This is a genomic window from Nostoc sp. UHCC 0251, from assembly GCF_034932245.1.
GTDB lineage: Bacteria > Cyanobacteriota > Cyanobacteriia > Cyanobacteriales > Nostocaceae > Nostoc.
Map to the genome: position 1 here is coordinate 26,288 of NZ_JAYGHD010000312.1, position 13,203 is coordinate 39,490.

The 13,203-nt window shown below is 40.2% G+C and carries 11 protein-coding genes and 1 pseudogene; 5 read left to right on the top strand and 7 right to left on the bottom strand.

Annotated features, from left to right (window positions below; translation table 11 throughout):
• The first annotated feature begins 16 nt into the window (after positions 1 to 16).
• Complete coding sequence (locus VB740_RS24800) at positions 17 to 1,330, top strand: DUF4910 domain-containing protein (protein WP_323202538.1); 1,314 nt, start codon at positions 17 to 19, stop codon at positions 1,328 to 1,330.
• A 461-nt stretch (positions 1,331 to 1,791) separates the two neighbouring features.
• Here the strand turns inward: VB740_RS24800 and VB740_RS24805 are convergent, their stop codons facing one another.
• Positions 1,792 to 2,280 carry a hypothetical protein gene (locus VB740_RS24805; protein WP_323202539.1) on the bottom strand — a complete coding sequence of 163 codons (489 nt, stop codon included), beginning with the start codon at positions 2,278 to 2,280 and terminating at the stop codon, positions 1,792 to 1,794.
• A gap of 163 nt (positions 2,281 to 2,443) precedes the next feature.
• Between VB740_RS24805 and VB740_RS24810 the strand changes: the two genes are divergently transcribed.
• On the top strand, positions 2,444 to 4,348 hold the full coding sequence (locus tag VB740_RS24810; protein WP_323202540.1) for a serine/threonine protein kinase: 1,905 nt from the start codon (positions 2,444 to 2,446) through the stop codon (positions 4,346 to 4,348).
• Positions 4,349 to 4,613: 265 nt separating this feature from the next.
• Here the strand turns inward: VB740_RS24810 and VB740_RS24815 are convergent, their stop codons facing one another.
• The 4 genes from VB740_RS24815 to ndhL form a co-directional block, all read right to left on the bottom strand.
• Positions 4,614 to 5,279, bottom strand: a complete 666-nt coding sequence (locus VB740_RS24815) for a heterocyst differentiation related protein (protein WP_323202541.1) — start codon at positions 5,277 to 5,279, stop codon at positions 4,614 to 4,616.
• 236 nt (positions 5,280 to 5,515) lie between these two features.
• The gene (gene trpA, locus VB740_RS24820; RefSeq protein ID WP_323202542.1) at positions 5,516 to 6,343 is read right to left on the bottom strand and encodes a tryptophan synthase subunit alpha; all 828 of its coding nucleotides are present in this window, start codon (positions 6,341 to 6,343) and stop codon (positions 5,516 to 5,518) included.
• A 92-nt stretch (positions 6,344 to 6,435) separates the two neighbouring features.
• The gene (locus VB740_RS24825; protein WP_323202543.1) at positions 6,436 to 6,747 is read right to left on the bottom strand and encodes a DUF3007 family protein; all 312 of its coding nucleotides are present in this window, start codon (positions 6,745 to 6,747) and stop codon (positions 6,436 to 6,438) included.
• A 24-nt stretch (positions 6,748 to 6,771) separates the two neighbouring features.
• Positions 6,772 to 6,984, bottom strand: coding sequence for an NAD(P)H-quinone oxidoreductase subunit L (ndhL, locus tag VB740_RS24830; RefSeq protein ID WP_190727800.1), 213 nt, complete (start codon positions 6,982 to 6,984; stop codon positions 6,772 to 6,774).
• Between the two features lie 1,490 nt (positions 6,985 to 8,474).
• Between ndhL and VB740_RS24835 the strand changes: the two genes are divergently transcribed.
• Positions 8,475 to 9,794: a hypothetical protein gene (locus VB740_RS24835; RefSeq protein ID WP_323202544.1), complete on the top strand. Its 1,320-nt coding sequence runs from the start codon at positions 8,475 to 8,477 to the stop codon at positions 9,792 to 9,794.
• Positions 9,795 to 9,806: 12 nt separating this feature from the next.
• Here the strand turns inward: VB740_RS24835 and VB740_RS24840 are convergent, their stop codons facing one another.
• Complete coding sequence (locus VB740_RS24840) at positions 9,807 to 10,727, bottom strand: lysylphosphatidylglycerol synthase domain-containing protein (RefSeq protein ID WP_323202545.1); 921 nt, start codon at positions 10,725 to 10,727, stop codon at positions 9,807 to 9,809.
• 342 nt (positions 10,728 to 11,069) lie between these two features.
• On the opposite strand from VB740_RS24840, the gene VB740_RS24845 reads away from it, so the two are divergent.
• Entirely contained in the window at positions 11,070 to 11,636 is a 567-nt protein-coding gene (locus VB740_RS24845) for a DUF6658 family protein (RefSeq protein ID WP_323202546.1), read from the top strand.
• A gap of 98 nt (positions 11,637 to 11,734) precedes the next feature.
• A complete protein-coding gene (locus VB740_RS24850) occupies positions 11,735 to 12,328 on the top strand; it encodes a hypothetical protein (RefSeq protein ID WP_323202547.1) in 594 nt (197 codons plus the stop codon).
• 187 nt (positions 12,329 to 12,515) lie between these two features.
• Here VB740_RS24850 and VB740_RS24855 read toward each other — a convergent pair.
• Positions 12,516 to 13,101: pseudogene (locus tag VB740_RS24855) on the bottom strand (hypothetical protein).
• Positions 13,102 to 13,203 lie beyond the last annotated feature (102 nt).

Sequence of the window (13,203 nt, forward strand, 5' to 3'; positions counted from 1 at the left end):
TGAGCCATCTAATAAAATGCAAACAAATATTGATATAAATAATAGTATTAATGTAAATGATATTAGCGATGAAATGTATCAGTTAATATCGGTTCTGTATCCTATTTGTCGTAGTATTACTGGCGATGGCTTACGGAAAACACTACATATCATTCAACAACATATTCCCTTAGTTGTTCATGAGATTCCCACAGGCACTCAAGTATTTGATTGGACTATTCCCAAAGAATGGAATATTAGAGATGCCTTTATCAAAAATTCACAAGGTGAAAAGATTATAAATTTCCATAATTCTAATCTTCATGTAGTTAATTACAGCATTAATATTCATAAAAAGATGCCATTGAAAGATTTAAAAGCACATCTTTTTACACTAAATGATCGCCCTGATTGGATTCCCTATAGAACTTCTTACTACAAAGATAATTGGGGCTTTTGTCTCAGTCATAATCAATTATTGGGACTAAAAGATGAAGAATATGAAGTTTGCATTGATTCTACTTTAGAGAATGGTTCTTTAACTTATGGAGAGTATTACGTTAGAGGGAAAAAAGCAGATGAAATTATAATTTCGTGTCATACCTGCCATCCATCGCTTTGTAATGACAATCTTTCAGGTATAGCATTAGCAACCTTTTTAGCCAAACATCTTAGCCAAATTTCACCTTCTTATTCCTATCGTTTTCTCTTTATTCCTGGAACCATTGGTTCCATTACTTGGTTAGCTTTAAATGAAGCGAATGTTGACAAAATTAAACATGGTTTAGTTGTTACTTGTGTGGGTGATTCGGGCAAGTCTCACTACAAAAAAAGCCGTCGAGGTAATGCCGAAATTGATAAAGCTGTTACTCATGTGCTGAAGAGTTCTGGCCAAGATTATGAAATTATGGAGTTCTCTCCCTATGGCTATGATGAACGGCAGTTTTGTTCACCAGGCTTTAATCTTCCTATAGGTTGTTTCATGAGATCGCCTCATGGTACTTATCCCGAATATCATACATCTGCCGACAATTTAGAACTTGTACAACCTCAATATCTTGCTGATTCTTTATCAAAAATTTTGTCGGTTTTAGATATTATAGAGAATAATAAAAAATATTTAAATCAAAACCCTAAATGTGAACCACAGTTAGGTAAACGAGGTTTATACAGTGCTATAGGTGGGCAGACTGATACAAAGAAGAGTGAAATGGCTATGTTGTGGGTTTTAAACTTATCTGATGGTAATCATACACTATTAGAGATTTCAGAAAAATCAGGTATAGAGTTTGATGTGATTAAAGAAACAGCAGATACATTGTTGCAGTTCAATTTGTTGAAAGAATATTAATAATCAAAAAGACAGTAGTCAGTAGGGATTCAGGTCTAAACTTGAGGTATTAAACCAATTCGCAATTCGCAATGGGCTACGCTAACGCAATTACGTGTTGTAACGGGGATTTAGACCCCGTCACAACACTTGCGGCTTGATAGAAGCCAGGGACTTAAACCCCTACATTTTGTTAAAGATAGAGTCTGCACAGCCGATTGTGTTGCGAAAATAGCTACTTTACTGATAAAAGGGGTTACAATACTGCTCAGTTAAGGGCTAATTGTACAAAATTGTGGGTTTTCAAGACGCGATAAATCGCCGTCTCTACAAGTGTTTTGGTCTTATCTGAACTGTATTGGGTTAAAAGGAAATAGGGGGAAAATAAAGATAATTTTGCTCGCGTAGTTAATACGCGAACAAAAAAGCAACTTATAAGCACACCTAAGTGGGCTTAGTTCGTGTATTCTATTTTGAGAGCTTCAACTCTTTGGCAATTGAGCAAACGCCTGCTCAACCAACTCCTTTGACTTAGCATCCAAACGCAGCCAATCGACTTCACCGAGTTCATCGATTAAACTAGTATCAATATCAGCACCTTCCTTCTCTGGGCTGTATTCAATAAAACACACCTGATAACACAGTTCCCACAAATCGATACTTGCTTCTTGCTGTTGACGCTGCAAACGTAGATGATATCCTGGATGGGGCATCGGCAGACGAGCCAGAGTCTCTCTGATTTCATCCCCTTCTTGGGGTGTTGCAGTTTCCATTGCTTGCAACAACTCAGTCACCAATGCTTTGATTTCATCAGTGGTGTTAGGCGGCCAAATCAGGACATCGTGGTAAGTTCCCGTCCAGGAAGATTCATCAAGCTGCTTGCGGATATTGTCGATAACGCGAATGAAAGCAGGTTGCATGAGGATTTCAGCCTGCTGCCATGCAACTGAGTTTGTTATTTTAGGTGGCATTGGTAATAAACAGGGGCACTAAAAGAAAAATAAACAGTCTGCGTTTATTAAAAAGCTGCGTTTTTAATCTAAATCTTTTCTCAAGATAGCGGATTTCATTGAAGAAAATTTGGAGATATTTATTACCAGCTGCAAAATTAGGTAATAACTCTGGGGAGTGAACATGATAGGCAAGTTACTAGACCATCGTTACCAAGTAATTCGAGTCCTCGCAATGGGAGGATTTGGTCAAACCTATATTGCCCAAGATACAAGGCGGCCAGGCAACCCCATCTGCGTTGTCAAGCACCTCAAACCCGGAACTGACCCCAGAGTTTTTGATACTGCTAAACGCCTGTTCAATAGCGAAGCCGAAACCTTAGAAAAACTAGGCAACCATGACCAAATACCGAGGCTTTTAGCATACTTTGACGAAAACCAAGAATTTTATTTAGTACAAGAATATGTTGAAGGACATACCCTAGCTGAGGAACTTATACCTGGTAGACGCTGGAGTGAAAGCCAAGTAATTCAACTCTTGCAAGAAGTTCTGGAAATTCTCGAATTTGTCCATCGCCAAGGCGTGATTCACCGCGATATCAAACCGGATAATATCATTCGTCGTGCCTCAGACAATAAGTTAGTTTTAGTAGATTTTGGGGCAGTAAAGCAGTTACGTACACAACTGGTAACAGTGGGCGGACAAGCCTCTGCCACAGTCGTTATTGGCACTCCTGGCTATATGCCCACAGAACAAGGGCAAGGTAAACCCCGCCCCAATAGTGATATCTATTCTCTCGGCATTATCGCTATTCAAGCATTAACAGGATTACAGGCAACAGAATTGCAAGAAGACCCAGAAACGGGCGAAATCATTTGGCAGCAATCAGTAACTGTCAACTATCGACTGGCGGCAGTGTTGTCCAAGATGGTGCGTTATCACTTCAAAGACCGCTACCAAAACGCCACGGAAGCACTGCAAGCGTGTAAAGACGCGATTAATCCTGTACCTACACTTTCTACACCTCAAGAATCCGCCAAATCCCGACCTCAAGTCTCTCGGTTGCAAACTGTTGCAGTTGCACCAGCAAATGCTGCCCCCGCCAAACCGGCCGGTAAAGACTCTAGTAAATCCGACCCATGGCCGATATTAATTGGCATATTATTGGCAGGTGGTGCGGCTGCTTTGGTAGCAAATGTATATCCAAGTGTGAAAAATTTAGCTTTTAATCTTACAGGTAACGATCGCACCTTAGCAAATAAATGCTCGGCTGTTGTCGTCGGAAATTCTAATATTCGTTCTGAACCTAGTTCGATAAATTCTGATAATATTGTGCGAACAGTTGGTGATAATACCAGTTTTGAGGTGACTGGCAAGCGGACAAAAGCAGGTTGGGTAGAGATTAAACTTAAATCTGGTAGTTTGGCTTGGGCACACCCGGCTGTGATAGCCAATAAAGATGAATGGGTATCTTGCCTGCGCGACAAAGGCATTGCAACTAAGACAGTAAATGATAGTAGCTTAATTGCTACTCGACCAACTCCTAAGCCAAAACCAAAATCTAGGGATGTTGTAACTCCATTACCCGAAAAGCCGAAGGGGGCAACTTCCGACGCTGGGAAATCTGAACGATCGCAGCCTAGTGAGAACAGTGCCAATATTATAGAACAAGCAAGACAGAAGTATGACTCAGGAGATATAGTTGGAGCGATCGCACTTTTAAGATCGGTTCCAGCAAATGCTGCTTCTGGTATCCAAGAAACGCGCAAAATAATTGCCCAGTGGCAGGAAGATTGGGCTAAGGCTGAGGCGTTATCTAATGAGATCAATAAAGCAATAGATGATGGTAACTGGGATAAAGTTTTAGATTATAGAAACCATCCAGAAAAGTTGCCTAATACTAAATACTGGCGAAATAAGATAGAACCATTATTTAAAAAAGCAGCAGAGAATCTAGCAAAACAGGCACTACCTAAACTCGAAAATCAAGGTAGTCAGAAAAATACCCAACAAGAACTTCCCGATACTAACCAATCTGACACTACAGAGAGTCCTAATACCACAGAAACTCCCGAAAGTGGCTTTTAAATACTATTTTACCTCGTTACCAGCCTCTGGCTGGTAATGCCTCAAACGAGGCTCCGCCTCTGAAATTTTTAGCAACAGCCCAATAAAAAACATTTCCAGGTAGAACCTGGAAACGAAATTTTAAATCGATCTTTATCTGTGGTTTGATTTTCCCTGCTAGGTACAGTACAGCCTTAATCAAGCTACCATTTTAAAACTTGCAAAAGCCTTGATATACAAAACTTTTGACTTTTGACTTTTGACTTTTGACTTCCCCGCAGGGGCACTAGTGCATTTCGTCGTATTCTTGGGCTTCAACTCGTCTTGCTTCCATCCGCGAAGCAGGCAGAAACTCAGCGCGACGGACTGGAACCAAGGGTGGTGTATTTCCTTGGTAAGGGTGAATCACTTGTACAGTCCGGGCTGAACGCTGCCGTGGTGAGAATAAAGCCAATACCCCAGCGACGACAACACCACCGCCAATAGTCAGAGTTGCGCCTCCCACAGCCCAAAGCATGGGTGAAGACCACCAAGGATTTTGTGGCTGGAGTGCTGTTGATTTTTGTTGGTTATACTGCTGGGCTTGTTGCCACTGTTGCTGAGTATTGAAATTTTGAACTTGGCCTTGGAGTTGTTGATTTTGCAACTTCAGCTGTTCATTGTCGTTTTTTAAACGCTCCAACTGCATCTGCGTGTTCAGCTTCTCCATTTCCAAACGCTGATCAGTATTGGGAGCAGTGGGTGGCTGAACCTGACCAGGATACATTGGTTGCCCATAAGGCCCATAGGGATACATTTGTGGCTGCATTCCCGGCGGCGCTATTACAGTCCCTGGCATTTGCGGAGCAACAGCAAAGTTAGGCTGTAGGGGGGTATTTGTTCCTTTGAGCAATACCAGAGCCGCCAGCCCAGCGACAGCAACCCCACCGATAAACGCCATACTCTCACTCATCGCCTTTGCTCCTCAATTGCGACCTAATTATAACTATTTGTGACTGACTCACTCTCACACTCATAAATTATGCCTACTTGACTTCACATAATACTCAAACTATAAGCGACCGGATCAGCTAATTTTTTTACATCTTGATATCTGATGTTAATATTCAAGACCATAAAGGTCAAATTGTCTACCAAACAAGGATAGAAAATCTCCGCTGTTATACTTTTTTAATCTACTTTACCGGTCTAATCAAGAGGAGTATTTGTGCTGCTGCTAGTGGTCTTGATGGCTGCCTTAAGACTTTGACAAAATTGGGCGATCGCATTTAGTCCCTGCTCTGGTGTACCTTCTGCTAACCGTTTCACAAAAGCGCTACCTACGATCGCAGCATCCGCGCCCCATTCCTTTACCTGACGGGCTTGTGCAGCTTCGGAGATGCCAAAACCTACACCAATGGGTTTATCAGTAACACTACGAATCTGTTGGAGTAAATCGGACACCCGGTTTTCTAGTTGCGATCGCACCCCTGTTACCCCTGTGACGCTAACTAAATAAATAAATCCAAGGGAAGAATGAGCGATCGCTTCTATCCGTTCAGTAGAACTGGTAGGAGCTACCAACAAGATTACATCAATTCCCATCTTCTTAGCTGGTTCGAGCAAGCCTGCTGCTTCTTCCAAGGGCAAATCTGGTACTACCAATCCTGCAACCCCAGCCGCAGCGACTGAAGAGAGAAATTTGTCAATTCCCCGGTGCAGAATTGGGTTGTAATAGGTAAATAAAATAATAGGCGATCGCAACTTGGGAGTAATCCCTTGCAGCATTTCTAGCACCTGCTCTAATTTCGTACCCCTTTGCAAGGCGCGGGTAGCAGCAGCTTGAATTACTGGTCCATCAGCCAGAGGATCGGAATAGGGTATACCCAGTTCGATAATGTCGGCTCCACTACGATCTAGAACTTGCAAGGCTTTTGCTGTTGTTTCCAAATCTGGATCGCCAGCAGTAATAAAGGGAATTAGAGCGCACTCACCATTTTGCCCAAGGGTTTCAAAGCAATCAGAAATCGCAGTCATTAGTAATTAGTCATTAGTCATTGGTCATTGGTCATTAGTCGTTGGTCATTTGTAACTAACAAAGGACAAACGACAACTGACCAATGATAACTTTACACCTGAGATTGCTCTTCTTGTTCTATTTGGGCTTGAATTCGTGCTAGTTCTTCGGGAGTAAGCTCATCTAACCGTTTTTGCAGAAAGTCTTGCTCATACTGTTCCCGTTGTTGGTGGTAGGTCATTTTTTGTCCCACCGCACGGAAAAAATAGGTGGCTAACCAGCCAAATAATCCACTGACTAGTAAGACTTGGCTCCATATACCAGCTTGCTGATTATCCAAACCGACTAGCTGCAATCCTACATAAGCCAAGCCGCCAGCAATAAAAACGCCTAAGCCAATTCCAATAGCGTCAATCCGTCGCATGAGAGTTATGACCTACCAATCTAGTTAAACTTCAATTTGCCGCCGTTGGGGTCGAAAATTTAGAAACGGCGATAGAACTAATAAACCTGGAAAGAAGAAGAACACCAAAAAGTACATAAAGGTGCGCTCGATGGAGGTAGCTACATACCAACGCTGTTTCAGGTAAAGCAAAACAGCAATTGGAATTACTAGAAGGTAAGCTCCAGCCAAAATCAGATACAGCAGGGCGACAATCATAAACTTTCAAGTCTTAAGCATCTGTTTTCCATCATAGGCTGAAGAGCGAAACTGAGGAAACTATAGTCATGACGCTTTCAACATAACTACACCAGAATTTATCCTCTATGTCCAGATTGATTGACAAGAGGTATTATTATGCTATAATAGTAAATCTGCCAGCAAAAATAAATGCTTGAGTCAGACAAGATCAAAAACTCATCCAGATTGATTAAGAGGAAACAAAAAAGACTTGCAACTCTAGAAAACAATCGCCGAATCTGGAAAAATATTTTTAATCTAGTTGGACAAAAGACACAATTGATGGTGGAATAGATGAGGAGGTATTTGCTGCCTCCAAAAAATAACTAGTTATACTAGTTGCCAAACACCTGCGGGGGTGTGGCGGAATGGTAGACGCTACGGACTTAGATAACTGAGCCTTGAAGGAGAAATCCCTCAAGTGGAAGCTCTCAAACTCAGGGAAACCTAAATCTGGTGACAGACATGGCAATCCTGAGCCAAGCCCAAAAATTTTAGATTTGAGATTAGTCTTAAATTCAAAATCTAAAATCCAAAATTGAGGGAAGGTGCAGAGACCCGACGGGAGCTACCCTAACGTAAAGCCGAGGGTAAAGGGAGAGTCCAATTCTTAAAACCTGATTTTGCTAAAGCAATTAGGTAGCAGTGAAAGCTGCGGGAGAATGAAAATCCGTTGACCGTAATAGGTCGTGTGGGTTCAAGTCCCTCCACCCCCATTCTATACATGAAAAGACTCCCATGCAACCGATGGGAGTCTTTTTGCATAATGTTATAGATGAACTCGCCTGTACAGTTATTTACTTGCTCTGATGGTTATAACGGTTCCCGCATGGGTAAGGTACAGAAAAAAGAATTAACCACAGATAAACACGAATAGGGACGCTCATTACCCATACGTGTCAACAAAAGCCTAGAAATAGCTTAACTGTGGGCTTCCTCACCCGCCTGGAACTAAAGTTCTTTGGCTTTTAGCTAAAGTCTACTGAAGTAGACTAAAGATTTTTGAGGATATTTTAGTCATCTGAAGATAACTTTTGCTATTAGGGACTTCCAAGAAATAAATTATCCATTTCGTAGGGTGGGCATCTTGCCCGCCCTAAATCTGGGACGGGTGGGGACACCCATCCCACAAGAAAATTTGGGATGTTTTTTTATTTGGAAGTCCCTTAGCAAGTAACTGAAGTTCTTTGTAGGACATGACTTTTACGTTAAGTTGAGATTAATTTTCATTACTGTGTTTCTACCCATGTAGCTGATTCAAAAGATAATTGTTACAAAACTCAGCAATTCCACTGGAGAATTTGATAAAGTATTGAACAATTTATGTTTAATACTTTATTTATCGCCTGCGTTTATCAAATTTGTGTAAAAAGATTACTGAATCTCTGAAGAATAGATTGATGCTACTGTTCACCAAGGTTAAGCTGGTAATAATATGAACAGGAACCCTTGTTATCCTGATAACTTAAATGGGCGCTACTACTTTATCAATTAGTCAGGAATATCCCCTTTGTGTTACGTCTAACTTTAAACAGCAAGATGTGCAATTTGCACAAGAAGAAATTTATAATTTCTTCATAAAAATTGTTAATCAAATGCCGCCAGATGATGTTTTATATAAATTTAAAACTTTATTTATAGACGGACTTGATTCACAGGATTATTATTCAATACCTGGGATATATAAAATATTTTTAGATGATAAAGAGCATGAATTTAGCAACACACTAAAGCGATGCATATATATAATAATTAATACTTGGAAAACTTACAGAAAAGACAAGTATATCCAAAAATTAGTTAACTTATTTGTTCTTGATAACCTGAACGTCAAAGTAAATAATTTTCCAGAAATAAATATCTGTAAAAGCTGGCTAGAAAATTTTATAAACAGCAAAGATTACCAAGAAATAAAATTATTTTCTGCTAAACACGATGAATTACATAGAGGTCATTGGGCTAATCGCTATACCTCCTATTTATTAATTGCTCAATCTGTTAATGAAAATAATCCCAGAGAACAACAAGAGGCTGCCAGAAAGCTTTATATACAGATAAAAGACAAATTTAAGTTTGATTTAGCAATGTATATTGCTCGTTCTCAATCTGCTGTCTCAAGCACAACACGCTACAAAAATCCCAGTATTTTGGGAGATAATGTTCTGAATTTAATCAAAGCAATTGTTTTAAGAAGGGGTATGTTTAGCCATGAGAATATTGCCAATATATTTATCAAGCAAACTCAAGAGCAAACCCTTGAAGAATTTAAAATAAGTATAGAGAAATATCTGTTTTTTTCTGTAGATAATCAAGAATTAGTCAATACTTTGCGGCAGCAGTTTGCAGAAAATTTATCTTTATGGAAAAAAGATTGTAATCAAGAAATTATAACTAAAGAATTATTCCTGAGAACTTGTAATCGAGTAATTGATTGTTTGACAACAGAAAATGGTAAAGAACCTTCATTATTATTTATATTATTACTTACTCAAGGTCACTCTTTAACATTGGTGGTTCTACTGTTAAAGACTATTTTAATTTGTAGGAATTCCCGCAGACATTTAGAGATTCAAATTGCTCATCTGATTAGTTATTACGAAAAATATCCAGAAGATGAGTGTAAGTGGGTAATCAATTTTATGGAGATTTTTAATATAACGTTTGCAATTTATGCAGAAAATGTAGAATACAACTTGATTAAGATGAAAGAAGATCAAAGCAGTAATCCGCAGTTAAATCTGGATAGTTACCGTGTGTTTTCCCAGATGAAGGTAGATAGACAAAAATAAACGTTGCCTGATTCATGATTTAGCAAAGCATTCATCTAACCAAGCGAAAGCAGCACCCGCAGTTTCAGCTAGAATACTAATGAGGCGATATAGAGCGATCGCACTAAATACTAGGGCCGCTGGAAAATGGTGTCGCAAAAGTTCATACGCAGTCGCTTCAAACACACCTAATCCACCAGGCGCACCCGGAATCACAAGCCCTAACAACCAAGCGCAGCTAAAAGCCCCTAATAACAAAGGAATTTGATTCGCATTCAACGAACCCAGAGCGAACATAGTTAATATAAACCCAGTGCTGCGTAATATCATAAAGCCCAATTCTCCTAACAAAGGCCGTAGGGGATAGCTTTTAAGACTGAAGGGAACAGTTGTCTCAGTTGTGACAGCAGACTTTTTTGCTTTCAATCTGTACAAAAAGCGAATCACTGGGTTTAAAAACCAAGGATGAATCGCACAAAGAACTACAGCTAAACTCAGTAATTGTAGTATTTGCAGAACAAAAGTACTATTAACTGCTGCAAATTGGCTACTGCATAGGACAATGATAATTAAAGCAGCCGCTAGCATGAGTAGGGGTTCTAGCAAAACGCTTAAGGTGGCTGCACCAGGAGAAACATTGGCATTTTTGGCAGCTACAATTCGCCCGTAGTAATGCCAGATATTACCTGGTAAATACTTAGCTATGTTCGTTTTTAAGTAAACCTGAATGAACTGGGGAGATGATACAGGTTGATTTAACTCTTGCAGAATCCAAGTCCAAATCCAGCCTGCCCAAGTATGTGCTAGTAGAGTGATGCCTGTAGCGATCGCTATAATTGCCCATCCTACCCCATCAATGCGGATAGCAGTCACTCCAATCCAATTATCCTTCAGAGCTTTCCCTAGAAAAAACAGCGTTCCGCCCAAAATTATCCAACGTAAAAATCGCTTCATGAATTTAGTAATTTAACGGTTAGAGCAACAAGGGGCCAATGCCTCAACTATGACATTACATCAGCTACCCATCCAACGCTTTTGAAGTATCAAATAGGTTGATGTAGTTCTTTCTACAAAAAGCATATTACTTTATTTTATATCTCTCTGGAGTTAGATAAAAAAATTATTCTTGTACTAATAAAAATGTAGCCTGCGCTAGAGGTAAAGAGCATTTTATTATTCATATCCTTAATAGAGGTTATCGAAACTGAGCGAACCAAAACAAGCACAATAACTTGCTGACCACTGCAAAGATTCAGCAAACACTTAACTTATTAATATTTTGGTAAGGAGGACTACGTGAACACTGTGAGACTATTCTTGAAAAAGATAAGATTGCGCCAGATATTAACTATCTTTTTAGCTGGACTATTGTTGATAGTTAGCACTGCTTGTAGTGGGGCAAATGCTCAAGGTGCAAATCCACAAAATCCTGCTGTACAAGCTGGTGGAGCAAACAATCCTTATAAGAATGGTGGAGACAACTATACCAACTACAAAATGTCTACCGATCCGAAAATAGCAAACCCAAAAGCTAATCAGGGACGCGACCAAGCTAGCTTACAACCAAGTTCGCAATTGTTGATTGCAACAAATAGAGAATCCGAAATACTTTATCCAGGTGCTGAGACACCAGCAGGTAGAATCAATAAAGAAGCAGAACTGCCAATTATTACAGATAAAGACTTCCGACAACCTGAACCAGGTGGTTTGATTCAGAATGAACCAAGAGTGGGAGATCGGATTCAAGATCGGATTGAGATTGTAAAAGAGAATGTTGAAAAAGCTTCCGGCTTTTTGCAAGATAAGGCAGATGAAGCTGCTGCTAGACCCGAATTACAAAGAAATCCAGCAGTAGGCAGATAGAACCCTTATTTTGTCTGAATGGTTGGAATGCAAAATCAATTCCAAATGCCATCTTGGTTGAAGTTTAACTTAGTCACAAAAATGCAAGGAGTAGAAGTATGAAAAAAGCAATGAATTGGCTCAAAAGCATTCGTCCCTTAAAAGTTTTAACTGTTCTTTTCGCAGGAATATTCTTATTTCTGACCCAAGCTTGTGCTGGTCAAGGAGTAGCAACACAGCCACCACAACCTGATGATCAACCAGCTTATACCAAACGATATGATCCCACAAAAGATTATCCTCTCTCTTCTCCGGCTGGTGGGATGAATAACTTTAGTGATGTAGATCCTAGAGGGAGAGGAGATGAAAAGGCAGCTAATGACAGAGCTGATGCGATGGCGAAAAATTCTCAAAGAAATATTGAGCAAAAGTCAGTTGACAGCCCAGAGCAGTATGGTCGGAATTACAAACAAGGCACACCCTTTGGTGAAAGAGTGAAGAACCTGGGTGAAGATATCGGCAGTTCAGCTAATGAAACGCGGGAAGGTTTTGTTAAGGGGACTCAACGAGGAATTGAGAATCTCAAGGGAAATACCCAAAATGCAGCCGAAGGCGTGACGAAAAATGTTCAGCGTGGAGCTGAAGATGCTGGTAAAAATGTTCAGCGCACAGCTGAAGATGCAAGCAGTGCAGTAAAGAGAGCAGTTGATTGAAATTAGTCATTTAATCTCTTGTAAAAATCTGAAAGCGCCCACAGATTAAAGCCTGTGGCTACCTAAAAAAAGCCTGCTTATGCAGGCTTTTTTTAGTTTTAGATAATCAGTTAAAAGGGAAGTAACCGCGTCTATACAGACAAAACCCACGGAGGTAGGTTTTATAGCTCAGAGGGTGACAACCTACCTATAAAGGTTGTTGCATAAGGGATAGGGCATAGAAACCACGCTGAAAATAGAGCCGTTTATGGGGTTTGAGTGCAATCAGACTCAAGACCGAATCTGCCCATAATTCCATGCCGTAACGCCATCGTTGTCCATAGAGTCCAAAGCTAAAGTTACTCTGGCGTGGGGTTCGGTCTTTGTGTTCTTGGATACGTCCTGCATAAATATCTATCCCTAATTTTTTCATCTGCTGTCCCTGCATTGTCGCCAAACTATAGGCCAGGGCAATCAACATATTTATGGTGTTTGAGTCTCTGGAGACGACGACGTTGATCTCGATTTAAGTTCCGTCCCGTTTGTACTTGTCTAATCCAATATTTGATCAAGGGAAACCACAAAAGTTTAACATTGAGTCGAGGCAAGTTTAAAAAGCGTTGCAGGTTTCGCTTACGACTACCATATTGAATTGGTTGGGGAAAGACACTAGCTAAAACAGAGAGTTTGACCTGACGATGAACTTGTAGCAATAACAACAGAAGCTTTATGGTTATATACTGGCTTTCATTCAGATGGGTACGCAGGGTTTTTTGGTAAGATTCAGGAAACATATTTTTCCAGGGGAGCCACAAAAATGCTCCCTATTTTTTGTCTTCACCATCTTCTCAAAGTTTTGTCCTGCATAGCTTAGAGTTGTCTTGTCATCCTCTAAG